At 69.7% G+C, this 22,840-nt stretch carries 19 protein-coding genes and 1 pseudogene; 8 read left to right on the forward strand and 12 right to left on the reverse strand.

The features are described 5' to 3' along the window. Window positions 1-26 precede the first annotated feature (26 nt). Both ACIBLA_RS20260 and ACIBLA_RS20265 read right to left on the reverse strand, forming a co-directional pair. On the reverse strand, window positions 27-1,349 hold the full coding sequence (locus tag ACIBLA_RS20260; RefSeq protein WP_399199345.1) for a CapA family protein: 1,323 nt from the start codon (window positions 1,347-1,349) through the stop codon (window positions 27-29). Then, window positions 1,346-3,217 (reverse strand): CocE/NonD family hydrolase, encoded by a 1,872-nt coding sequence (locus ACIBLA_RS20265; RefSeq protein ID WP_399199346.1) that lies wholly within the window; start codon window positions 3,215-3,217, stop codon window positions 1,346-1,348. The genes ACIBLA_RS20260 and ACIBLA_RS20265 overlap by 4 nt, the downstream gene beginning before the upstream one ends. 115 nt (window positions 3,218-3,332) lie before the next feature. On the opposite strand from ACIBLA_RS20265, the gene ACIBLA_RS20270 reads away from it, so the two are divergent. After that, window positions 3,333-4,394 carry a DUF5937 family protein gene (locus ACIBLA_RS20270; protein ID WP_399199358.1) on the forward strand — a complete coding sequence of 354 codons (1,062 nt, stop codon included), beginning with the start codon at window positions 3,333-3,335 and terminating at the stop codon, window positions 4,392-4,394. Between the two features lie 24 nt (window positions 4,395-4,418). On the opposite strand, the gene ACIBLA_RS20275 is transcribed toward ACIBLA_RS20270, so the two are convergent. From ACIBLA_RS20275 to ACIBLA_RS20285, 3 genes are all read right to left on the reverse strand, one after another. Continuing rightward, on the reverse strand, window positions 4,419-5,795 hold the full coding sequence (locus tag ACIBLA_RS20275; RefSeq protein ID WP_363246150.1) for a cytochrome P450: 1,377 nt from the start codon (window positions 5,793-5,795) through the stop codon (window positions 4,419-4,421). A gap of 220 nt (window positions 5,796-6,015) precedes the next feature. Continuing rightward, complete coding sequence (locus ACIBLA_RS20280) at window positions 6,016-7,584, reverse strand: MDR family MFS transporter (RefSeq protein ID WP_399199360.1); 1,569 nt, start codon at window positions 7,582-7,584, stop codon at window positions 6,016-6,018. A 49-nt stretch (window positions 7,585-7,633) separates the two neighbouring features. Beyond that, complete coding sequence (locus ACIBLA_RS20285; RefSeq protein ID WP_363246148.1) at window positions 7,634-8,374, reverse strand: TetR family transcriptional regulator; 741 nt, start codon at window positions 8,372-8,374, stop codon at window positions 7,634-7,636. A gap of 478 nt (window positions 8,375-8,852) precedes the next feature. Here ACIBLA_RS20285 and ACIBLA_RS20290 point away from each other — a divergent pair, with 478 nt between their 5' ends. Next, window positions 8,853-9,977: an acyl-CoA desaturase gene (locus ACIBLA_RS20290; protein ID WP_363246147.1), complete on the forward strand. Its 1,125-nt coding sequence runs from the start codon at window positions 8,853-8,855 to the stop codon at window positions 9,975-9,977. Here ACIBLA_RS20290 and ACIBLA_RS20295 read toward each other — a convergent pair. The 4 genes from ACIBLA_RS20295 to ACIBLA_RS20310 all read right to left on the reverse strand — a co-directional run bounded on the left by ACIBLA_RS20295 (window position 9,974) and on the right by ACIBLA_RS20310 (window position 13,348). Continuing rightward, window positions 9,974-10,750, reverse strand: coding sequence for a fibronectin type III domain-containing protein (locus ACIBLA_RS20295; RefSeq protein WP_399199347.1), 777 nt, complete (start codon window positions 10,748-10,750; stop codon window positions 9,974-9,976). The genes ACIBLA_RS20290 and ACIBLA_RS20295 overlap by 4 nt on opposite strands. Window positions 10,751-10,838: 88 nt before the next feature. Continuing rightward, window positions 10,839-11,438, reverse strand: coding sequence for a hypothetical protein (locus tag ACIBLA_RS20300; protein WP_399199348.1), 600 nt, complete (start codon window positions 11,436-11,438; stop codon window positions 10,839-10,841). Window positions 11,439-11,652: 214 nt separating this feature from the next. Continuing rightward, on the reverse strand, window positions 11,653-12,294 hold the full coding sequence (locus tag ACIBLA_RS20305) for a histidine phosphatase family protein (RefSeq protein ID WP_363246143.1): 642 nt from the start codon (window positions 12,292-12,294) through the stop codon (window positions 11,653-11,655). A gap of 346 nt (window positions 12,295-12,640) precedes the next feature. Further along, window positions 12,641-13,348: a FadR/GntR family transcriptional regulator gene (locus tag ACIBLA_RS20310; RefSeq protein WP_363246142.1), complete on the reverse strand. Its 708-nt coding sequence runs from the start codon at window positions 13,346-13,348 to the stop codon at window positions 12,641-12,643. A gap of 171 nt (window positions 13,349-13,519) precedes the next feature. Here ACIBLA_RS20310 and ACIBLA_RS20315 point away from each other — a divergent pair, with 171 nt between their 5' ends. From ACIBLA_RS20315 to ACIBLA_RS20330, 4 genes are all read left to right on the forward strand, one after another. Then, window positions 13,520-14,797, forward strand: coding sequence for an SLC13 family permease (locus ACIBLA_RS20315; RefSeq protein ID WP_399199349.1), 1,278 nt, complete (start codon window positions 13,520-13,522; stop codon window positions 14,795-14,797). Window positions 14,798-14,849: 52 nt separating this feature from the next. After that, window positions 14,850-16,295, forward strand: coding sequence for an acyl-CoA synthetase (locus tag ACIBLA_RS20320; protein WP_363246140.1), 1,446 nt, complete (start codon window positions 14,850-14,852; stop codon window positions 16,293-16,295). Then, window positions 16,288-17,673 carry a carboxyl transferase domain-containing protein gene (locus ACIBLA_RS20325; protein ID WP_399199350.1) on the forward strand — a complete coding sequence of 462 codons (1,386 nt, stop codon included), beginning with the start codon at window positions 16,288-16,290 and terminating at the stop codon, window positions 17,671-17,673. The genes ACIBLA_RS20320 and ACIBLA_RS20325 overlap by 8 nt, the downstream gene beginning before the upstream one ends. A 63-nt stretch (window positions 17,674-17,736) precedes the next feature. After that, entirely contained in the window at window positions 17,737-18,765 is a 1,029-nt protein-coding gene (locus ACIBLA_RS20330; RefSeq protein WP_399199351.1) for a DUF2510 domain-containing protein, read from the forward strand. Window positions 18,766-18,828: 63 nt separating this feature from the next. Here the strand turns inward: ACIBLA_RS20330 and ACIBLA_RS20335 are convergent, their stop codons facing one another. Further along, a complete protein-coding gene (locus ACIBLA_RS20335; protein WP_363246137.1) occupies window positions 18,829-19,221 on the reverse strand; it encodes a nuclear transport factor 2 family protein in 393 nt (130 codons plus the stop codon). Window positions 19,222-19,444: 223 nt separating this feature from the next. On the opposite strand from ACIBLA_RS20335, the gene ACIBLA_RS20340 reads away from it, so the two are divergent. Together ACIBLA_RS20340 and ACIBLA_RS20345 are read left to right on the forward strand one after the other, a co-directional pair. Next, window positions 19,445-20,296 carry an NmrA family NAD(P)-binding protein gene (locus tag ACIBLA_RS20340; protein ID WP_399199352.1) on the forward strand — a complete coding sequence of 284 codons (852 nt, stop codon included), beginning with the start codon at window positions 19,445-19,447 and terminating at the stop codon, window positions 20,294-20,296. Between the two features lie 58 nt (window positions 20,297-20,354). Beyond that, a complete protein-coding gene (locus tag ACIBLA_RS20345) occupies window positions 20,355-20,816 on the forward strand; it encodes a DUF5954 family protein (protein ID WP_363246135.1) in 462 nt (153 codons plus the stop codon). Between the two features lie 383 nt (window positions 20,817-21,199). Here the strand turns inward: ACIBLA_RS20345 and ACIBLA_RS20350 are convergent, their stop codons facing one another. After that, a complete protein-coding gene (locus ACIBLA_RS20350) occupies window positions 21,200-22,537 on the reverse strand; it encodes an FtsX-like permease family protein (protein WP_363246134.1) in 1,338 nt (445 codons plus the stop codon). A gap of 3 nt (window positions 22,538-22,540) precedes the next feature. Beyond that, window positions 22,541-22,840, reverse strand: a pseudogene (locus tag ACIBLA_RS20355) (ABC transporter ATP-binding protein); the annotation flags it as partial.

Consider the following 22,840-nt stretch of genomic DNA (forward strand, 5'->3'; position numbering starts at 1 on the left):
TCTGGCTCCTTTGCCGGGGTACGCGCTTATCTGCTGATTCGGATGCTGCCTTGACCGTGACCAAGGGCGATTTCGGTTCCGTACGCCTCGGAAAGTGCGCGGAGTCGTCCGAGTATTCGCTCCGCGGCGGCGGCATCGGCCAGTTGAGGAGTTCCCCGGTCGGAATGGTGCGGCGTGTCGAAGGTGAGGGTCACCGGGTGAATCGTGACGTCTGTGGTGTCCCGATTCTCGAATGACAGAGAGACGGCGACGCTCTCATACCAGATTCGATCGGCGAAAGGCCCCTTTGATCTTTTCTCTTCGAGCATTTCGCTCGGGGTGTGCCGCGAAAGGTCGAGCCCGGTGCGCCGCCAGGCCTCACGAGTCAACGGGAACTGGCGGTTCTGCATGAAGACGAAGTTTCCGAGGGAGTAGAAGATCGGCCGGTTCCGGTACACCTCGATGCCCCGCAGCTGGTGCGGGCCGTGACCGAGAACGACGTCGGCGCCCTCGTCCACGGCCGCGTACGCGAGTTCACGCAGGAAAGGCGGCGGCTCGGCGCTGTAGTTGCCCGGTTCGTGGGTGTGGAGGGCGACCGCGACGACATCGGCACTCTGCCTGGCCTGCCGGACACCGACGCGCAGGGCGGCCACGTCCTCTTCGTCGACCTTCCAGTACGGCCCGACTCCGCCGCCGGTTGCCTCGGAGGAGATGAACGCGGTTCCCCCGAGCGTCACGGAGCCGTCCCGTGCGTCGGCCCTGCGGGCCGCGTGGTGAAGGGACGCGGGCGGCAGGCTGTCGCGGATCGATGCCATGGCGTCGAGTTCGCCGGGGTGCACGCCGAACCACTTCGTGGTGCGCAGGCCGTTGATGCCGGGGCGGGCCGGCACGATCCCGAACGGGTCCTCGGCCAGGGACATGGCCTGGTAGCGGGTCGCGGCCGACACGAGGGCGACGCGCCCGTGGCGGGTGGTGAGGTAGCCCGGTGCCCGTGCCGCGGTGAGCGATTCGCCGGCGCCGGCGTGGACGAGTCCCGCCTGGTCGAGCACGGCGCTGGTGGAGCGGAGTCCGGCCACGCCCCAGTCGGTGGCGTGGTTGTTCGCGCGCGACACCATGTCGATGCCCATGGCCCGGACATCGGCTCCGCTGCGCACCGAAGTGACCAACCATGATCCGCCGGGCTCGGCCTCGGGCCAGCCGTCGAAGCGGTCGAAGTCGATGGCGGTCGTCTCGAAGTTCGCGATCGTGGCTTCGGCGTCGCGCAGGAGGGCGAGAAGCCCGGGGGCGGTCTCCTCCAGGCGTGGGGTCAGGACGTCGTCGAGGACGAGATCGCCGACCGCGGCGAGGGTGAGTCCCGTGGCGAGGCTCATACCTCCTCCTCGGGGACGATGTGCAGCGTGATCGTGGAGCGTCCGTCGACGAACACCCTGTTCGTCGCGGTCACCTGACGGCGATCCGTGGTCTCCGCCTCGCCGGTGCCGGAGTTGACGTCGAACCGGGGAAAGTTGCTGGAACTGATGTTCACGCGGATCCTGTGGCCACGGGCGAAGAGGTTGGCCGTGTCGGGCGCCTCGACCGTCACGTCGTAGATCCGCCCCGGCTCAAGGGAGGACGGTGTCTCGAACGAGTCCCGATAGCGACACCGCAGAATGCCGTCGGTGAGATTCATGGCGAAGCCCGCCGGGTAGTCGGCGCTCGGCGGGTGGACGTCCACCAGTTTCACGGCGAAGTCCGTATCGGCGGCGCTCGACGAGACCGTGAGCCTGGCGACCACCGGACCGGCCACGACGACGTCCCGCTCCAGTGGTTCGGTCTCGAACGTGAGCACATCGGGCCGGGAGGCGAGCGGCAGCCTCGATTTCGTCAGGGAGAACGTCCGGTCGTCCGGGCGCTGGTCGAAAGCCCCGCCCACCATCACCGGCTCGCCGGATGTCACCTGCCCGCCGATCGTCGGCACCGGGTCGCGGGGATCGTGGTCGTACTCCAGGTACCGCGCGACGGCCCGCAGTTCCGATGTGAGACTGCCGTCGGCGTTGAGGTGGAACTCCGCGGCGCGCGCCGCCTCCGGCGGCCACGTCGAACTGCTCAGCCACCGCCCACCATGGTCGAGTCGGCCGTCGGCGTCGCGCTTCCCCGACCCGCCGCCCATCCGGAAGTAGCGGACCGGCGGGGTCGTCGACGGTGTCGGGTCCAGTTGCGAGTCGAACCAGTCCGCGCGGAACTCGACGTAGTCGGCGGCCAGGTTGCCGTCCAGTGTCGCCTCGGGGCCGAAATCGACGTCACCCGCGTACGACACGCTCCGCCTGCCGTGCGTCCACGGTCCGAGCACCAGGTACACCGGACTTGTCCTACGTTCGCCGAGCTCGCGGAAGTTCTCGATCGCGGTCCGGATGTAGGGGTCGTACCAACTGGAGATGTGCAGACTCGGCACATCGGGGAAGCGATCGAAATACCCTCGCCCGTAGATGCCCAACTGCTGCCAGTACGGCCCGAAGCGGCCCTGCTCCCACTGCTCGAACAGATAGCCCTCGTACTCGGGCGCGTGCCGCAGGGGCGAGTGCCCGCGGCGCCACGGCAGATGCCTGAACCACTCCTCGATCGACTCGGCGTCGAGCGCGGCGTCCCTCACCGGGTCGGCCAGTGTCGCCGCGCTGGTCCTGGCCCTGGCGAAGGCCCAGGTCGCCTGCTTGAGCTCGAAAGCCCCGCCGAGCCGGACACCTGTCTCGTAGGCGCTGGCGAAGCCACCGGAATCGAGGAACATCGCGGACAGACGCGGTGCTCCCAGCGAGGCGAGCGCGCTCTGAACGTGCGCCGCGTAGGACACACCCATCGTCGCCACCCGTCCGTCGCACCACGGCTGGGCCGCGATCCACTCGACGGTGTCGTAGCCGTCCTCCGCCTCGTTGAGGTACTTGACGAACTCGCCGCCGGAATCGCCGCGCCCGCGACAGTCCTGACGGACGACGTGGTAGCCGCGTTCCACGAAGCGCCGGCACACCGCCTCGGGCGGCGGTGGGTTCCAGGACTCGAAGGCGCCGTCCGAGCCCCGGGCCTTCCGGCGGCCGTAGGGGGTGCGCTCCAGCAGGACCGGCCGCGGAGCCGGGTCGGGACCCGCCGCGTACACGTCCGCGGCGAGCTCGACACCGTCGCGCATCGGCACCGAGACCACCTGTCGGCACCCGGATCCTGGCTCGGGCACGGGCCGCCAGCTCTCGTGCCCACCCGGACTGTCCACCACGTGTACTCCCTCGCATCGCTTTGTGATGGGGCGGGACGCTACGCCGCGGACCCATGGCGTGAACCCACCGTTACCGCGAGGGCGGTAACAGTCGGGTTAGGCTGACCGGGTGCCGGTGCTACTTGACCTCAGGGGGGCGAAGAGTTCGGATGTGGAGATCGGTACGTCGCCGGTCTCCGAACTCCAGACGTGCCTGCATTCGCTCGCGGAGCCCGACCACCACCACGAATACCGTTCATGGCTGGTGAGGACCGACGAGGCGCTGTCACCGGATCTGCGGCACAGGCTGACGCAGTTCTCCCCGCTCTGGGCTCGCCGCCGCTGTCGCCTGCTGCTGCCATTGAGCGGCCCGCTCGACGCGAGCGTGGATGCGGAAATCGAGCGGATATCAGAGCTGTCGGAGCGTGAGTTCGTTGAAGCCGCCGCCTATACGATCCACGGGGGAGCCTTCGACCCTCGGCAGGCGGTTTCCCGGCAGAGTGAATTCATCGCGGCATGCGAGGCGCGCTCGTTCTCCCGCGGCGAACTCGCGAGGCTGCTGATCGGCGACCCGGAAGAATTCCGGACCACGCTTGTCCGGACGCTGGCGGACTGCGTCGAGGAGTTCTTCGCGGCAGAGTGGGAACGCGTCCACGACCGGCTGCGCGAGGAAGTCGACCAGACCCGTTCGCGGCTACGCGAACTCCCGCTCGCGGAGCTGATCTCGTCGGTGAGCGTGGCTGCTCAGCCGGTGCAGGGCGGCCGGGCGGTACGTTTCGACAAGCTGCAGAACTTGACGGTCTCCCTTCGCGGAAACCGCACTCTTCTCGTCCCGACCATTCACGGGCGCCCTCACCTCATCATCCGCGGTGAGGAGGGTTTCCCCGTGGTGGTGCATTACCCGGTGGCCTGGCACAGTCAGCCCGAGTCCATCGACGAAATGCAGCGACGGCTGGCCATCCTGTCCGATCCGGCGCGCCTGGCCCTGTGCCGTCATCTTGTGAACGAGGCGATCACCACCTCCGATCTCGCCCGCCGTATGAGCATGACCCGGCCACAGGTCTCGCGGCATCTCGCCAAACTCCGTGCCGCGGGGGTACTCACGTCTCAGAGAAGCGGAAGGTACATCTACCACCGCGTCGATGTGGACAAAATGATGCGGATAGGAGTGGAGCTCCTGCGCGCGATAGTGCGTTGACCGCAGGAGCGCTTCCACCCCAGGTCAGGCGCTTCGCAGCTTCGCACGCACCGGGCGGCTCGGCTGGAGAGTGAGTCCCGTCTTCGGGGGGATTTCGGTCGCGTCGAGGTCCAGTAGGAAACGCTGCGCCAGCGTGGCCAGGACCAGCACCGCCTCGACCGTCGCGAAGCGGGCGCCGAGGCAGGCCCTGGGGCCGCCCCCGAACGGGAACCACGCGTGGTCCGGGACCGGCCGCGCGTCCTCGTCCCATCGCTCCGGGCGGAACGCGTCCGGCTCGGGGAACCAGCGTTCGTCGCGCTGCGCGCTCCACTGGCTCGCCCACAGCACCGTCCCCTTCGAGACCGGCCGGCCGCCCAGCGTGGAGCCCTCCTTCGCGATCGCCGTCATCAGCCACACGGGAGGGTAGAGCCGCAGGGTCTCCCGGATGATCTGTTCCGTCCAGCGCAGCTCCTTGAAGTCGTCGAAGCCGGGGATACGTCCGCCGAGGACGTCGGTCAGTTCGTCGGCGAGGCGCTGCCGCGCCTCCGGGTTGCGTGAGAGCAGATACCAGGCCCAGGTCAGCGTCGTGCCCGTTGTCTCGTGGCCGCCGATGTACAGCGTGACGGCCTCGTCCCGGATCTCCTTGTCGGTCAGCCGGTCGCCCTGCTCGTCACGGGCGGCGAGGAGCCTGCTCAGCAGGTCGTCGCGGTCCGCGCCGTTGCGGTGACGCTCTTCCGTCACCCTGTTCACCTCGCTGTCGATGACCTCGACCGCCTTCTTGAGGCGCTGCCGCCCCGGCGTCGGTACCCATGGCGGCAGGAACAGCGTGAGACCCCGGAACTCGTCGCCGATGGCCGCCTGCGCGATGTCCATGGCCGGTCCGATGGTGCCTTCGCGGCCCGCCGTGTCCGTGCCGAAGAGCGTCCGTACGGCGATGCGCTGCGTGAGTCCCAGCATCTCCCGCCGTACGTCGATGTGTTGGCCCGGCTGCCAGGTCTCCGCGAGCTGCGACGCGCACTCGGTCATGGTCTCCGCGTAACTGCGGACCTGCCGGGGCCGCACCACCGGCTGCACCAGCGCGCGCTTACGCCGCCACGCGGGACCCACCGAGGTGACCACGCCGTCGCCGAGCACCAACTTGAACGCCCAGCCCAGCTCGGGGTGGCGGTACGCGGTCTCGACCCCCGTCAGCAGCTCCCCGATGTGCTCCGGCCGGGACAGGAACAGCGAGCGCTGCGGGCCGAGCCGCCAGGAGACGACGTCACCGTGCCCGCGCAGCCTGGCGAAGAAGCCGAGCGGGTCGCGCGAGAAGGCCGGGAGATTGCCGATCAGGGGCAGTTGCCGGGGGCCGGGCACCGGTGTGGCGGAGGGGCCCGGTGCGGGCGTGCCATGGCCGGTCGGGGAAGACGTACCCGTGGTCATCTGAAGTCCTTGGCGCTGGGGGCGACGTACTGAGGTCCGTACATGAGATCCGTACGATCCTCAGCCAAGCCGCCGCGCGCGGCGGGCGCCAGACGACATTCGGCCCGTGATCCCCCGTCACGGGCCAAATGGCGCGACGGCGGCCGTTGGCCCCGCCGCCCGACGGCGACCGGGGCAACGACCGCCCTCGCGCGGTCCTGCCGGGCTCAGCTCACCGGCCTCAGCTCACCGGCGTCGGCGAGGACGGCTTGTCGCCGTCCGCCACCGCCTGCTTGGCCTCCTCGGCGAGCCGTTCCATCCCGCTGGTCGTCTTGAGCGGCTTCTCCTTGATGAACACCACGGCCACCAGCGCGAGCGCGGCGAACGGGGCGGCCACCAGGAACAGGTCCGCGGTCGCCAGACCGTACGCGTGCTCCACGATCTCCCGCATCGGCTCGGGGAGTTTCGTCATGTCCGGCACGGCTTCACTCGATCCGCCGGCCGCCGCGCCGTCGCCGCCCGTGCCCAGGCTCTTGGCCAGCTCCGAGGCCACCCGGTTGGCGAGGATCGCGCCCAGGACGCTGGTGCCGATCGTGCCTCCCATGCTGCGGAAGAACGACAGTACGGAGGTGGCGGCGCCCAACTCGGAGGCGGGGACGTCGTTCTGGGCCGCGAGGACCAGGTTCTGCATCAGCAGACCGACGCCGATGCCGAGAACGGTCATGTAGAGGCTGAGCAGCCCGAATCCGGTGTTCGCGTCGATCGTCGACAGCATGGCCAGACCGGCGGTCATGATGACGCCGCCCGCGATCAGGTAGGCCTTCCACTTGCCGGTGGCGCTGATGATCTGACCCGCGACGGTGGACGACACCAGCAGACCCAGGATCATCGGCAGACCCATCAGCCCTGCCACGGTGGGCGACTTGCCGAGAGCGATCTGGAAGTACTGCGAGAGGAAGACGGTGCCGCCGAACATCGCGACACCGACGAGGAGGCTCGCGATCGTGGTCAGCGTGACGGTGCGGTTGCGGAAGATGGTGAGCGGGATGACCGGTTCCGGCACCCGAGACTCCACATAGACCGCGGCGACGAGCAGCAGCAGACCGCCGCCGGTCAGCGCGGCCGACTGCCAGGACGCCCAGTCGAACTGGTTGCCCGCCAGGGAGGTCCAGATGAGGATCGCGGAGACACCGGCGACGATCAGGAAAGCGCCCAGGTAGTCGATCTTCACGTCCCTGCGGACGGTGGGCAGGTGCAGCGTCCGCTGGAGCAGCGCGATCGCGATCAGCGCGAAGGGCACACCGATGAAGAAGCACCAGCGCCAGCCGAGCCATGAGGTGTCGACCATGACGCCACCGACCAGCGGCCCCGCGACGGTGCCGACGGCGAACACCGCGCCGAACATGCCGGCGTACTTGCCCAGCCGGCGCGGCGGGATCACGGCCGCCATCACGACCTGCGCGAGCGCGGTCAGACCGCCGGCGCCGATGCCCTGCATCACGCGGCTGAAGATGAGCAGTTCGACGCCTTGCGAGAACCCGGCCAGCAGGGAGCCGACGATGAACATGCCGAGCGAGAGCTGGAGCAGCAGCTTCTTGTTGTAGAGGTCGGAGAGCTTACCCCACAGGGGCACGGTCGCGGTCATCGCGAGCAGTTCGGACGTGACGACCCAGGTGTACGCGGACTGGCTGGCGCCCAGGTCGGCGATGATGCGCGGGAGCGCGTTGGCCACCACGGTGCCCGCCAGGATGGCGACGAACATGCCGGCCATAAGACCTGACATGGCCTGGAGTATCTGTCGGTTGGTCATGGAGGTGGGCGCCTGGTCGGGCGCCTCGATTGCGGTCAAGGTGGCCTTCTTACGATTCTGTGGCACGGCCGTCGGACGGACGGTCGTCGGTCTGTGTGGGTGGCCGGCGCAGCCCGGCGGACAGGTGCGTGAAGACGTCCCGGAAGATGTCGGAGAACGCGACCGGCGGGGACTGGGCGTACCAGTGCTCGATGGAGACCCGTACGGCCGTGCCAGCGACGGCGGCGAGCAGCCGCGGGTACAGCGCGATGTCGGCGTGGTCACAGGGGTCGGTCCCGGCGTTGGCCCCGGCATCGGTCCCGGCATCGCGGTCGCCCGCCGTAGTGCCGCTTGCGGGATCGATCCGCTGCGCGATCGCCCGCGCCAGGTCGCGTTCCTCCGCCATGTGCACACCGAGGCCGCGGGCCAGCAGATGCGGGGACTTCTGGAGGACCTTGGCGCGCAGGCTCCACAGCTCGTGCTGCCGCTCGACGTCGGCCAGCTCGTCGGCCATCGCCTCGCGTACGGCGTCGAGAGGAGCCAGCTCGGCGGGGGCGTCCCGTACCGCGCACCGGATCCGTTCGCCGATCTGGGTGTCCATCATGACGAACGCGTCGTCGTGACTGTCGAAGTAGTTGAAGAACGTCCGCGGGGAGACTCCGGCCGCGTTGCTGATGGCCTCGACGGTGACGTTCTCGGCGCCGTGCTCGGCGGCGAGCCGTACGGCCGCTTCGGCGAGCGCCGCGCGCGTCGCCTGCTTCTTGCGTTGTCGGAGACCTGCTCCGGCACCTTTGGTCGTCACACTTTGCATGGTATGCAAATGTGCAGGCTCTGCAAAATTAATAGAGGCGCGCGCCAAAGTCGCCCTCTCCGGCGATTGAAAGTGACCGGCGGAGCCGCGTTCGCGCAGTTCAGAAACTGTTTGCGGTCGGTTGTCAGCGCAGTGTAAGAACCGCAATTCGCGCGCAGGCTACACTGACGCAGGAGGCCCAAGCCCCTGATTTCCGCTGTCCCGGAGTGTGGGCAGCGGCACTGGTCCTCGGTGAGGATGTCAGCGGCATTCGTAGCGGCCATATCCAGTCGTCGCGCCACGGGAGTGGACCACATCCATCCGCAGGCAGCGATCGAGCTGCCTGCCGCAGTTGCCCACCCGTCCACGACCGGCAGCGACGTCCCCCTGGGCTTGTGTTCCTCACCGGCCACCCTGCCTGCCGAGCCGTCATACACCGGCACACGGTCGTGACACATTCGAAAGGCGTGGCCGTATGTCAGTCAACACCGTCAGTACCGTGGAGGTTTCCGCGGTACTGGAGCCAGGCGCCGACTTCGCGGGTGAGGCCGCGAATCAGGCGTGCAGGGAGACGGGCAGCGACTTCGCCCGGCTCTCCAAGAAGATCATCGCGGCCGGTCTGATGCGCCGACGGCCCTGGTACTACGCCCTGCGCGTAGCCATCGTCACCAGCCTCTTCGCCGCAGGCTGGGTCGGCTTCGCGCTGGTCGGCGACAGCTGGTGGACGCTCGCCGTCGCCGCCTTCCTCGCCGTGGTCTTCGGTCAAGTCGCGCTCCTCGCCCACGACGTGGGCCACCGTCAGGTGTTCCGGCTGCGCAAGGCCAGTGTGCGCGCAGGCAAGATCGCCGGAAACCTGGCCATCGGCATGGGTTACGGCTGGTGGCAGGACAAGCACTCCAGGCACCACGCCAACCCCAACCACGAGGAGTTGGACCCGGACGTCGTCCCCGACATCCTCGTATGGACGCAGGGGCAGGCGAGTGCAGCCAAGGGACTTCCCCGCCTCATCGGCCGCTCGCAGGCCTTCCTCTTCTTCCCGCTCCTCACGCTTGAAGGCTTCAATCTCCATGTCGCCGGTGTGCGCGCGCTGGCCAACCGCTCGCTGAAGCAGCGGACTTCGGAAGGCGTCCTGCTCTTCACGCACTTCGCGCTCTACCTCGGCGCGCTGTTCGTGGTGCTGCCGCCCGGCAAGGCGATCGCCTTCCTCGCCGTCCACCAGTGCCTGTTCGGTCTCTATCTGGGCTCGATCTTCGCGCCCAACCACAAGGGAATGCCGACCCTGAGCGGCGACGACCGTCCGGACTTCCTGCGGCGCCAGGTGCTCACCTCGCGCAATGTGCGCGGCGGTTGGTTCACCGACATCGCCCTCGGCGGACTCAACTACCAGATCGAGCACCACCTGTTCCCGAACATGCCCTCGCCGCAGCTGCGCGAGGCGCAGCCGATCGTCCGGCAGCACTGCGAAGAACTGGGCGTCAGCTATCTGGAGACCAGCCTGATCACGTCGTACAGCCAGGCGCTGCGGAGCCTGCACGAAGCGGGCGCCCCGATCAGGGCGGGTGTTGCCGCCACGAAGTCTGACGTCAAGGCTGACGCCGAAGCTGGCGTCAAGGCCGATGCCTAGGCCCCCGGGTCCGAACCGGTCGTGAGATGAACGACGTTGGACTGCTCGCCGTAGACGAAAGCGCGTACGCGGTACGACGCCCGCTTCTCCTCGGGCAGGGTGATCAGTCCGAACGTGTTGATGTCCGGCTTCAGTAGTGCGACAGGCCGGTAGCCCCCGCTGCCGGCCTGCCGCACTTCAAGCAGGTAGCCGTCCTCGTCGGCGGCGCGGTCCGTCCAGGTGAACTTGATGCCCGTCGCGTGCATGACGGTCGGCTTGAAGTCCTTTGGGGCGGCAGCCGCGTTGGCGTCGGCGCGGCCCGCACTTCTCGCCGTCAGAGGTGCCGTGCCCACCCTCGGGCGTTTGACCGTGCGAGGGGTCATCCACTCCTGGTTGTCGGTCAGTTCATCCGCCGAGGGCTCGCCCGGTGGCAGGGACACCTCGACGGGGGCGGACGCCGGGCCGAAGTAGGGGCGCAGCCGGTAGTAGAAGGGCGTCTCCGGCATCAGATCCGGGTGGCGGTACGTCGTACGGCCCGGCGGCATGAATTCCAGCGCGGTGTACGGCCCCGCCTCTTCCGTCGCGAACTCCACTGTCCGCCCCGCCACGCCGGGCTCGTCGTCCTTCCAGCGCAGCGTGATGTCGATGGGCGAGTCGAGCGTCGCCGCGAGTCGCCCCGCGCTCGTCGGCATCGTCTCCGCTGCCTTCTCCGTCTCGTCCGTCGCGGAGGAGCAGCCGGCCAGAGTAAGGACCGTGGCGATCGCGGCGAGGGTGGCGCGGAGACACAGAGGCACGGCGTCCGTCCTTCAGGTCGTATGGGGGAGGGCCCGGTGGCCGCACGGGGAGCGCGCGGTCACCGGACCGGGAGATGCCTCAACCGCCTTACTTGCGCCAGAACTTGACGCCGCTCCACACCACGGTGGCCGGCCCGCTGCCGCTGTTCGTGCGGTAGGCGCCGAACTTGTCGTAGAAACTGCCGCCGGGGCTGGCGTAGGTGTGCTTCAGCGAGCCGTTGATGTACGTACGGTGCTCGCTGCCGACCTGGTGGACCGTGTTCACCCGGACCGTGGCGCCGACCGTGCCCGCGTTGGAGAGCATGTCGCCGCCGTGGACCGCGTACAGGCGTCCGCCGCGCTCACCGGCCAGCATGAAGAACGGCCCGGCGGCCGACTCGTTGAACGTCTGCTTGAGGCTGATACGGGTGCCGCCCATGCTCGCGATCCGGAAGTAGCCCTCGAACTGCCGGGTGCCTCCGGTGTAGGTGGCGTATCGCCGCTCGGCGCGCTGGTCGCCGCTGCCGGTGGAACAGGTGAGGGTGAAGGTCAGGTTGTCGACCTGGCCGCAGCCCCTCTCCTGGACGGTGAAGGAGGGTGAGGTGGAGGTCCACCCTCCGGGTTCGACTTCCGCGTACGCGTTCGGTGCCGTCAGCAGCATCGCTGAGGCGGCCGAGAGAACGGTGACGGTGCGCTTGATTCCGGGCACGTCTCATTTCTCCGATTCGGTGGGGGCGTGGCGCTGGAGTCGCATCAGCGTAGGAGTGTCCATGTCAAGCAACAAGAGATTCAGCAGAAGTTGAGGAGATTCGCATCCATGAATGGTCATTCCGCGCGAAAAGTGAATACGGCGATGCCTCGCCAGTCGTGAGCGACCGACGCGCTCATGTATGTGAACCGGATGGGGTGAGCACGGGCCGCCGTCAGGCGCTGTGCGGCAAGTCCTGGACGGTGCGCATCAGGCTGTCCGGGAGCGCCAGATTCCACGCGGTGATGACCGGATTGCCGTGTTCGGTGCCGAGCCTGGAGACCGTCCCGGTCTCCAGTCGGAACAGCGCTCCCTCGGCCGCCGTGAGCCCCAGGTAACGGGCGGTGAGCACGCGCAGGAAGTGGGAGTGGGCCACGAGAGCGACGTCCTCGTCGCCCGAGCGCCGGCCGGCGGCGTGGAACTCGGCGAGCACCCGGTCGGCCCGGTCGCTGACATCGGACGGGCTCTCGCCCGGATGTCCGCCGGGTCCTGACGGGGTCCCGTCCGTCCAGAGGTTCCAGTCCGGGCGGGTACGCCGGATCTCCTTGGTGGTCACGCCCTCGTATCCGCCGTAGTTCCATTCATGCAGGTCGGGGGAGATACGGGTGGACCGCAGCCCGGCGAGTTCGGCGGTGCGCCGGGCCCGCGCCAGCGGGCTGACCAGGGCCAGTCCGATCGGGCGGTCGGCCAGCAAGGGGACCAGCGCGCGGGCCTGGTTCTCGCCGTGGGCGGTCAGCGGCAGATCCGTGTGGCTGGTGTGCTGCCCGGACAGCGACCACTCGGTCTCGCCGTGTCTGATGAGGATCAACTCGCCCATGGGTGCTATCCGTTCGTTCGTGCTGAGGCTCTGAGGCGCGTGGCCCGGCGTGCGGCTCGGCGCGGTGGTGAGGTCCGGCTCCACAATTCCATCACGCGGCGCTCCCTGTCTCCGGTGGCACGCGCCCGGCGCCGTGCGGCGCCCCCGTGGCGCTGCTCACAGGCGCCCCACCTGCGGGCAGGGAACACCCGGTCGTGGTTGAGCGTTCATCCATACGTGGTCGCGGAGGGGAAAGTGACGACTCCGCGACCACACTGAACGGCCCCGGCTGGTCCATCCCCCGAACCAGCCGGGGCCCCTCGCTGTCGTGGTGCTTTCGCTCTCCGGGCCGCCCGTGTCGTACGGCTCAGACGTCGTCGCCCGGATTCCAGTCCAGCAGACGCACCTTCGCCACCGTCCGTACATGACGGCGCATCGCCGTCGCCGCCGCCTTGCCGCGCTGGGCCTCGATCGCTTCGAGGATCGCGCGGTGCTGGGTGAGTGAACGCTGCGGACGGCCCGGCTGGCGCAGCGACTCGTTGCGGCTCTCGGTGATCTGCTCGGCGATGGAGCGCATGAATTCGGCCAGCAGACCGCTGTGGGCCGCCGCCGTCACCGCGGCATGGAAGAGCCGGTCGCCCTCGACGCCGTGCTCGCCCGCCTCGATCTCCTCGGCCATATGAGCGAGCGCCGCCCGCATCGCGTCCAGATCCTCCACCGTGCGCCGCTCGGCGGCCAGTTCGGCGAGTTTCGTCTCCAGTGCCTCGCGCGCCTCCAGTACGTCGGGCAGTCGGCGCTTGCGTTCCACGAGCCGCTCGACCGGTTCGGCGTCGAGGCTGTCGCGGACGAGATACGTGCCGCCGCCGTGCCGTACCTCCACCAGTCCCTGCACTTCGAGGACGACGATCGCCTGCTTCACCGACGCCCGGCTGACGCCCAGCCGCCCCGCGAGTTCGCGCTCGGGCGGCAGTCGGTCGCCCGCTCGCAGATCGCCGTCCGCCACATGGTGGCGGAGCCTGTCGAGGACCTGTTCGTACAGTCGCGGCCGGGTCATCGGCCGCAGTGCGTCGGACACACGAACCCCCCATACCTGGTCTTTCGCAGCCTAACACCGGGCGGCCAAGTGGCTGAGCCAATTCCTGTCGAATCTCTTGACGCCTTGGTGGGCCGGTGTTCAAAGTGGTCCAGCCACTCGGCCAATAACAGTTGGCCAGTAATCAACGGGACCCAGGGACGGGAGCCCCCGATGTCCGCCGAACTGATCTCGATCCTTGTACTCGTGGTCGTCTTCGTGATCGCGACGACCCGCTCGATCAACATGGGCGCGCTCGCCTTCGCCGCCGCCTTCGGGGTCGGCGAACTCGTCGCCGACCTCGACGCGAAAGGTATCTTCGCCGGTTTTCCCGGTGACCTGTTCGTGGTGCTCGTCGGCGTCACGTATCTCTTCGCCATCGCCCGCGCCAACGGCACCACCGACTGGCTGGTGCACGCCGCGATCCGGCTCGTACGCGGCCGAATAGCACTCATACCCTGGGTGATGTTCGCGATCACCGGGGCGCTGACCGCGATCGGCGCCGTCAGCCCGGCGGCCGTCGCCATCGTCGCGCCCATCGCCCTGAGTTTCGCCGCGCGTTACGGGATCAGCCCCCTGCTGATGGGCGCGCTCGTCGTGCACGGCGCCCAGGCCGGCGGCTTCTCGCCGATCAGCATCTACGGCTCGATCGTCAACGGAGTGGTGGAGCGGGAGGATCTGCCGGGGAACGAACTCGTCCTGTTCTTCGCCTCGCTCGTCGTCAACCTGATCATCGCCGCAGTCGTGTTCGTCCTCTTCGGCGGGTTGAAGCTGAGGGGCCGCGATCTCGACACCGAAGGCGACGGCCGGACCAAGAACAGCGGCGACGGAGACCTGGCCGGCGACGCCGCGCTCCTGACGCCCGCCCGTATCGCCACACTCACCGCCCTCGCGGCGCTCGTCGTCGCCGTCCTCGTCTTCGACCTCGACGCCGGGCTCTCCGCCATCACCCTCGCCGTCATCCTGAGCGCCTTCTGGCCGGACACGAGCCGCAAGGCCGTCAGCGAGGTCGCCTGGCCGACCGTGCTGCTCATCTGCGGTGTCCTGACCTACGTCGGTGTGCTGGAGGAGATGGGAACCATCGAGTACGCGGGCAACGCCGTCGGCGACATCGGGATCCCGCTGCTCGCCGCCGTCCTGCTCTGCTACATCGCCGCCGTCATCTCCGCGTTCGCCTCCTCCGTCGGCATCATGGGCGCGCTCATCCCGCTCGCCGTGCCGTTCCTCGCCCAGGGCGAGATCGGGGCGGTCGGCATGATCGCCGCGCTCGCCGTCTCGGCAACCGTCGTGGACGTCAGCCCCTTCTCCACCAACGGCGCCCTGGTGCTGGCCGCCGCGCCCGACGTCGACCGGGAGCGTTTCTTCAAGCAGCTGATGGTGTACGGAGGCATCGTGGTCGCGGTGGTACCCGCGGCCGTATGGCTCGTGATGGTGGTGCCAGGCTTCGGATGACCCCGTCACCCGGACGACCGGTCAGACTCGTCGACAGCAAGGAGAACGACGCGTGTCCCCTCTCTTCCCGGCCCTCGCGGCGGGTTCCACCCGGCCCGCACTCCACTTCGGCGACCAGGCGCTAAGCCACGCCGAGCTGGCCACGGTGGCGGGCACCCTGGCCGCCAGAATCGCCGGAGCGCCACGGGTCGCCGTCTGGGCCACGCCCACCCTCGGCACGGCGGTGGGCGTGGTGGCCGCGCTGCTCGCGGGTGTGCCGGTCGTGCCGGTCAACCCCAAGACGGGCGAGCGGGAACTGACGCACATCGTGACGGACAGTTCGCCGGCCCTCGTCCTGGCCGAGCGCGGGGTCGAACTGCCTCCGACACTTGCCGAGTTGAAGCGCCTGGACACCGATGTCACCGTCAGCGTCCCGAACGCCGCGCCGCTGCCCGCCGAGCCGTCCCCGGAATCACCCGCGCTGATCGTCTACACCTCGGGCACCACCGGACCCCCCAAGGGCGTCGTCCTCCCGCGCCGAGCCGTCGCCGCCAACCTCGACGCGCTGGAGGACGCCTGGCAGTGGACCGAGGCCGACATCCTTGTCCACGCGCTGCCCCTCTTCCACGTCCACGGACTGATCCTCGGCATCCTCGGCCCGCTGCGCCGCGGCGGCTCGGTGCGCCATCTCGGCAGGTTCAGTACGGAGGGTGTGGCGCGCGAGCTGTCCTCCGGAGCCACGATGCTCTTCGGCGTACCGACGATGTACCACCGCATCGCCGAAGCACTCGCCGACGATCCCGCGCTCGCCGGGGCCCTCACGGGCGCCCGCCTGCTCGTGTCGGGATCGGCCGCACTGCCGGTGCACGACCACGAGCGCATCGCGGCGGCCACCGGACGCCGCGTCATCGAGCGCTACGGGATGACGGAGACCCTGATGAACACCAGCGTGCGCGCGGACGGCGAACCGCGCGCGGGCACCGTCGGCGTGCCGCTGGAGGGGGTCGAACTGCGTCTGGTCGACGAGGCGGGCGCCACGATCACCGCCTGCGACGGCGACACCGTCGGCGAGATCCAGGTACGCGGCTCGAACCTCTTCACCGAGTATCTGAACCGCCCCGACGCCACGGAGGCCGCCTTCGACGACGGCTGGTTCCGTACGGGCGACATGGCGATCCGCGACCCCGACGGCTATGTCCGAATCGTCGGCCGCAAGGCCACCGACCTGATCAAGAGCGGCGGCTACAAGATCGGCGCCGGCGAGATCGAGAACGTGCTGCTGGAGCATCCGGGGGTACGGGAGGCGGCTGTTACGGGCGAGCCCGACGAGGACCTGGGGGAGCGGATCATCGCCTGGATCGTCCCCGCACAGGCCGATGCCCCGCCGTCGGCCGAGGAGTTGGCCGCCCACGTCGGCGCCCAGCTCGCCTCGCACAAGAGGCCGCGCACCGTCCGGTATCTCCAGGCGCTGCCCCGCAACGACATGGGGAAGATCATGAAGCGGGCGCTCCATGGCTGAGCGGATTAGCGCCCGGCAGGCGGTCGCCGTCCTCACCGGGGCGACCGCCGACGGGGCACCCGTCGCCTTCACCGAACTGCCCGCACCGAAGGACGTCTCCGCACCGGACGGCCCGCTGGCATGGCAGGGGTACGACGAGTCCCGAGCCCGCGCGGCGGCACGCACCGGCGAGGACGAGTCCGTCATCTGCGGCACCGCGCGCGTCGGCGACACCGAAGCGGTGCTGATCTCCTTCGAGTTCGGCTACCTCGGCGGATCCCTGGGGGAGCGCACCGGGAACCGGCTGGAGGCCGCGTACACCCATGCCCGCGAACGGCGGCTGCCCGTCGTCTCGTTGATCGCGACCGGCGGCAGCCGGATGCAGGAAGGCATGCTCGCCCTGCTCCAACTCCAGCGCGTGGCACGGCAGTCCGCCCTCACCCGCGCGGCGGGACTGCCGCAGATCGCGGTGGTGCGCGATCCGACGACGGGCGGCGGCTGGGCCACCCTCGGGGCGGGAGCCGATGTGATCCTGGCCCTGCCCGGCGCCCAGATCGGCTTCGCGGGCTCGCGGGTACGGCCGCCGGACGCCGACCCGTACGCGTACACCGCCGAGGCGCAGCTGACGGCCGGTCATATCGACGCGGTGGTACGGCCCGAGGCGCTTCGGGACACCGTCGGCCACTGGCTGACTCTCCTCACCGGCGGCGCCACCGCCACCCCGGACGGCGCCCTACCCGTGGCGGCCGAGCCGCCCGCCGGACTCGGCCGCGCCGCACCACCCGTGACCGGCTGGGACGCGGTCACCCTGGCCCGCGACCCCCGACGCCCGCGTGCCGAGGCGTACTTGGACGCGTACTTCACCAGCCGCGCGCCCATCAACGGCGATCGCTGCGGCGGCACCGACCCCGGAACGCTCTGCGGATTCGGCGTACACGACGGTCGTACGGTCGCGTACGCAGCCCAGTGCGGCACCCCGGTCCTCCCGGCCGGCTACCGCACCGCCGCCAGGCTGATCCGCCTCGCCGACCGGCTGGGGCTGCCCGTCCTCACGCTCGTCGACACCCCCGGCGCCGCGAACGACGCCGAGGCGGAACGCTCCGGAGCGGGAGCCGCCATCGCCGATCTCTTCGCCGCCCTCGCCACCGCGCGCGTGCCCGTCACCAGCCTGCTGATCGGCGAGGGCGGTTCCGGCGGCGCGCTGGCGCTGGCGGCGCCGGGCAACACCTGGGCCACACCGGACAGTTACTTCTCCGTCATCGCGCCCGAACTGGCGACGGCCATCCTCAAACGGCCACCCGAGGAGGCTCGGGCGACCGCCGGTCAACTCAAGCTGCGCCCCCAGGATCTGCTGTCACTGGGGGTGATTCGCGGCATCGTGCCACCGGCCGGGACATGAAGTCCGCCGATTTCTCATGGGCCTCTCACCAGCTTTGTCGGACCATATGCCTATGGTGAGTCCGTGACGCAGACGACTCCGCCCGGCTGGTATCCGGACCCAGGACATGAAGGTGAAGGCCCGCCCCAGGAACGGTGGTGGGACGGAGCGGCCTGGACGGACATGGTCCGCTCCGACTCGGCGACGACCTGGAGCGCACCCTCCGGACCGGGCGCGCCCGGCATTCCGCCCTACCCGGTGGCGCCGCCCCCGGCTGCCGGCGGGCGCGGCCGGCGGATCGCCCTCGCCGTCACGGCGGCCGTGGTGGTACTGGCCGTTGTGGGCGGCTTCCTCCTCCTCAACGACGACGGCGACAGCTCGGCGGACAAGGCGAGTACGAATCCGTCGACCGGTCCGGACAAGCCCGGCCAGGAAGACCGCCCGGCCCCGGACGGCTCCAAGTCGCCCGACGGCCCTGGCGGTCCCGACGGCCCCGGCGGTCCCGGCGCGCCCGAGGGCGGTGCTCCCGGAGAGGGCGACGGACCCCAGCAGGAGATCCCGACCGAGGACGGCTACGCCACCGACATGGCCAGCGGCATCAGCATCCCGGTGCCGGACGGCTGGAGCGGGCAGTCGGGCCCCGTCGGCGCCGGAGTGAGCACCGGGGAGCACCCGTGCCCCGGCAACCCGGACGAGTCCTGCGTACGCGGCGGCGTGAACTCTGTCCCCGCGGTCGCGCTGGAGATCAAGGCCACCACCGCCAAGGCGGCGGCCGAGGCCGACATCAAGAAGAACGCCGAGGAGTCCTACGGCGGCGAGAGCTACGGAAAGATCTCCTCGCACGAGGAGTTGAAGTCCGAGGCGGTCACCGTCGCCGGCAAGAAGGGCTATCTCGTGCGGTGGAAGGTCGTCACCGGCAAGGGCGACGACGGGTACGTGCAGTCGCTGGCCTTCCCGTCACCCGCCCCCGGCGCACAGGGCATGCTGATCATCGTGCGCTCCGGGTTCGACATCAACGACAAGGCGCCCAAGCTGCCCGTGATGGACGAGATCACCGGCGGCATCAAGGTCGCGGCGGGTGGTGGCGGCGCCGGCGTCGGCGAAAAGGTCTGACCCCACGGCTGGGTGGGGCGGGCCTGTACGGGGCGGCGGAACGGGGCCGCGCCGGAACGGGGTTCAGGGCAGCGGTTCGGCCATGGCACTCAGATGGATGCCGACGAGCCGCCACCCGGCCCCCTCCCGTTCCCTGGCCAGGAACTGGGTCGCACGGAAGCGCCCGTCGGCGTCCCGGCCGTCCACGATGCTCTGCTGGCACTGGAGACCGATGGCCACCGCCGCCTCGCCGTGCCGGCGCACCTCCACCTCCGTCCAGTCGAAGGAGTCGTGGATGAGCAAGCCAGAGGCGTAGCGCTCAAGCCACTGCGCCTTGTCGAGGATGAATCCGCGGGGGCCGACCGCGCGGAAGTCGTCCGCGAGCAGCCGGTCCAACGCGTCGACGTCACCGCCGAGTTCGGCCTTCGCCCAGCGCGGGCCGAACTCGGCCAGGTCGTCGCTGTCGATTCCGTCCATCCCGTCCATCCTCTTCCTCCCCGTCTGCGACGCGTGATCCGTCGTTCACCCAGACTCCACCGGTACGGCCCACGGCGCATCCACTCGCCGGATGGCCCGCGACTACTGCGCGGGGAGTATCGGGGGAGTGCTCGCCGCGGGGACACAAGGACGTAGACGCTCGCTTATGCGGATGAGCTTCGTGACCATGTTCCGGGAGCCCGCCCCGTACTTGACTCAAGGCATGACACAGAACACGCACAACACCGAGAACACGCAGCCGGCGGCGGCGCCGTTGACCCTGGTCACCGGCGGTACGGGCAAGACCGGGCGGCGCGTGGCGGCGCGGCTCACCGAGCGCGGACTGCCGGTCCGTACCGCCTCGCGCGGCAGCGAGATCCCCTTCGTCTGGGAGGAGCCCGACACCTGGGACGCCGCGCTGGAGGGTGTCGGAGCCGTCTACCTCTGCTACTACCCGGACCTCGCCTTCCCCGGCGCCGCCGAAGCCGTCGGAGCGTTCGCGGAGCGCGCCGTCGCCCAGGGCGCGCACCGGCTGGTGCTGCTCTCCGGGCGCGGCGAGGAAGGTGCCCTGATCTCCGAGAGCAAGGTGCGCGACAGCGGAGCCGACGTCACCGTGGTCCGGGCCGGCTGGTTCAGCCAGAACTTCAACGAGGGCTTCTTCCTTGAGCCGGTGCTCGCCGGCGAGCTGGCACTGCCGACCGGTGACTCGGTCGAGGCCTTCGTCGACGTGGACGACGTCGCGGACGTCGCCGTCGCCGCGCTCACCGACGACCGGCACATCGGCAGGACGTACGAACTCTCCGGACCCCGGCTGCTCACCTTCGCCGAGATCGCCGCCGAGTTGTCCAAGGCCACCGGCCGCGACATCACCTACGCACCGGTCGCACTCGAGGACTACCGTGACTTCCTCGCCTCGGTGGGCGCTCCCGCAGACTTCGCCGACCTCTTCGAACTGATCAACGACGGGCGCAACGCGCACCTCGTGCACGGCGTCGAGGAGGCCTTGGGCCGTAAGCCCAAGGACTTCGGCGAGTTCGTCGCGGACGCCGCGCGCACCGGCGTATGGCAGCCCTGACCCCGGCATATAGCGGATTCCCCGCGCCCGGCGCCGCGCGGTGCGGCACGCTGGGGGGATGGACGCGAGCGCAGATGACGGATTCGACGACGCGGCGGCCCAGCGGATGCTGGAGGTCGGGAAGCGTGAGGAGGAACTCCGCGAGGAGTTCCGGGTGGACGGTCCCGAGTGGGAGCGGATGTCGGTGTCCCACTACACGGCCTACGCCGCCATGATCCACGAGGAGGGCGGCTGGCGGCAGTTGTTCCCGGCCGTGCCCTTCGAGGAGGAGGCGCGGCTCGACCTCGGCGCCGTCCTGCGCGCACGGGGCGCGCACGCGGGGGAGTTCGCCGGCCGGTTCGGCCGGGCGGCCGACGCCGTCGAACGGGGCGAGGACCAAGTGATCATCGCGGAGGACGTGTTCCGGATGGTACGGATCGAACAGACGGTCATCATGACGAGTCACGGCCCGCAGCCGCCGCAGGCCGGCGACCGGGAGTTCCCCGACGAGCTGGACGAGCGGCCGGGGGCCGGAGACTGACATTCGGTACGGGTGACCGCCGGACGGCGAACGCCGTCCCGCCCGTCGAACGGGGGTCAGGTGATCCGGCCGCTCTGACCGGCCGAGGCGAGGATCAGGTCCGTACCGAGTAAACGGGGTCGCGCAGACCGCACTTGGCGCCCGGACAGCTCCGGAGTGCGGCCCGTACGAACTCCGGCACGTTGGGGTCCTTCGTCAGCAACTCCCGCACCGGCGGTGTGCAGTCGGGCCACAGCGGCGCGGACTTGACCTGCGGCGAGAGCCGTCACGACCGCCAGAGCTGCGAGGACGGCCGGCCGCTCACGCCACTCAGGGCAGTCGCTGGATGCGACTGCCCTGAGTGGCGTGAGCGTGTGACATCCGCGCCTGAGCGGGGGGTTGCTTCAGGCGGCCAGTGCCACCGCTTCAACGGCGGGGGTGCGCAGGGCCCGGTAGGTGGTGGCCACGCTCGTGACGATCGTCGCCACGGCGCCGATGCCCACGATGGTCAGCCAGATCCCCGGTCCCTGGTCGGGCAGGACCGCGTCGACGCGGACGAGGCTGAACGGGACGGCCCCGGCCAGCGCGGCGGCCGTACCGAAGAAGACCCCGGTCGCGGTCAGCACCAGCGACTCGATGGTGACCATCCCGAGCACCTGGCCCGGAGTGGCCCCGGCGAGGCGATGCTGGCCGAACTCCCTGGTGCGGTAAGTGGTCGCCGCGTACAGGGTGTTGATCAGCATGATGCAGGAGAAGACCACGATGATCCCGACGACCACGAAGTTCAGCGTCTCGATGCTCTTGTCGTCGACGGACCGGGTGATGCCTGAGGCGTCCAGCGCGTCGTTCTGGATGGACTGCATGTAGAGCGTGACCGAGGCCATGCCGACGAACAGGATCAGCGGCATGAGCACACTGGACAGTTGGGAGGCGCGCTGGCGCATGTTGTGGACGGTCAGATAGCCGCTCGCGCCGGTGACCGCGATGACCGGCCGCGCCAGCTTGCCGAGCAGGAACTTCAGCAGGACCGGCGAGAAGACCGCGAATCCCACGGAGATCAGGATCGCGCCGTAGGCGGGGGCGGCCATGAGCGCGGGGTCCGTCTTCTTGAACATGAAGGTGGAGCAGATGCCGCCGACGCCCAGGACGAACGCGGCGAACCCGCCGACGGTCCGTCCCCGGCGACGGGGCTCGGCGCCGCCCGCCGCCGCCTTCGTGGCCCGGCGTACCGCGAGGAACGAGGCGCCGACCGAGGCGATCAGACCGATGCTCACGCCGGCGGCGAGGGCGATCGGGCCGAAGACGTAATCGACACTCTCGGCCACCTGGTCGGTCTCCTTGAAGACCTTGAGCAGCTGCTCGCCGCCGATCATCGCCGGCACGATCGCCAGCAGCATGCCGACGACTGCCACGACACCCGACTCGACGACGACCATCCACTTGATCTGCGCGGGTGTCGCACCGGTCCTGCGGAGCAGTGCGATCTCCTCGTTGCGCTGGCGGACGTTGACGGTGAGGGTGGAGGCGATGGCGAAGAAGACGAGGAGCGTGCCGTAGCCGCCGACGACGCTCGCCGCGATGGTGAGGGTGTCCGAGCTGCGGCCGTCGATGTTCCGGCCGGCCGCCGTGTCGTGCATCGAGTTGAACGCCATGATGATGACCGACCCGAGGAAGGCCGACAGAAGCGTGGCGATCAGGCGTCCGGGCCGCTGGGCGACGGAGCGGATGGCAAGCGAGAACATGGCTCACACCCCAGCCGTGGTGTCGTGGTCGACGGTGTCGCCGAGGTGGGCGAGGCGTTCGGCGACGGCGTCGACGGTGGGCCGGTCGAGGTGTCCGGCGAGTCGGCCGTCGGCGAGGAAGACGACGGAGTCGGCGTAGGAGGCGGCGACCGGGTCGTGGGTGACCATGACGACGGTGCGTCCGTGGACGCGTACGGTCTCCTGGAGCAGGCGCAGGACGTCGCGTGCGCTGCGGATGTCGAGGGCGCCGGTGGGTTCGTCGGCGAAGACGACGCTGGGCTCGGTGACCAGGGCGCGGGCGAT

The organism is Streptomyces sp. NPDC050433 (assembly GCF_044458565.1).
Lineage (GTDB): Bacteria > Actinomycetota > Actinomycetes > Streptomycetales > Streptomycetaceae > Streptomyces.

Bases quoted from the DNA above. Each gene is read 5' to 3' on its own strand.
- ACIBLA_RS20260 (WP_399199345.1), bottom strand. From the start codon at position 1,349: ATGAGCCTCGCCACGGGACTCACCCTCGCCGCGGTCGGCGATCTCGTC.
- ACIBLA_RS20275 (WP_363246150.1), bottom strand. From the start codon at position 5,795: ATGACCACGGGTACGTCTTCCCCGACCGGCCATGGCACGCCCGCACCG.
- ACIBLA_RS20280 (WP_399199360.1), bottom strand. From the start codon at position 7,584: ATGACCAACCGACAGATACTCCAGGCCATGTCAGGTCTTATGGCCGGC.
- ACIBLA_RS20285 (WP_363246148.1), bottom strand. From the start codon at position 8,374: ATGCAAAGTGTGACGACCAAAGGTGCCGGAGCAGGTCTCCGACAACGC.
- ACIBLA_RS20305 (WP_363246143.1), bottom strand. From the start codon at position 12,294: ATGGGCGAGTTGATCCTCATCAGACACGGCGAGACCGAGTGGTCGCTG.
- ACIBLA_RS20315 (WP_399199349.1), top strand. From the start codon at position 13,520: ATGTCCGCCGAACTGATCTCGATCCTTGTACTCGTGGTCGTCTTCGTG.
- ACIBLA_RS20325 (WP_399199350.1), top strand. From the start codon at position 16,288: ATGGCTGAGCGGATTAGCGCCCGGCAGGCGGTCGCCGTCCTCACCGGG.
- ACIBLA_RS20335 (WP_363246137.1), bottom strand. From the start codon at position 19,221: ATGGACGGAATCGACAGCGACGACCTGGCCGAGTTCGGCCCGCGCTGG.
- ACIBLA_RS20340 (WP_399199352.1), top strand. From the start codon at position 19,445: ATGACACAGAACACGCACAACACCGAGAACACGCAGCCGGCGGCGGCG.
- ACIBLA_RS20345 (WP_363246135.1), top strand. From the start codon at position 20,355: ATGGACGCGAGCGCAGATGACGGATTCGACGACGCGGCGGCCCAGCGG.
- ACIBLA_RS20350 (WP_363246134.1), bottom strand. From the start codon at position 22,537: ATGTTCTCGCTTGCCATCCGCTCCGTCGCCCAGCGGCCCGGACGCCTG.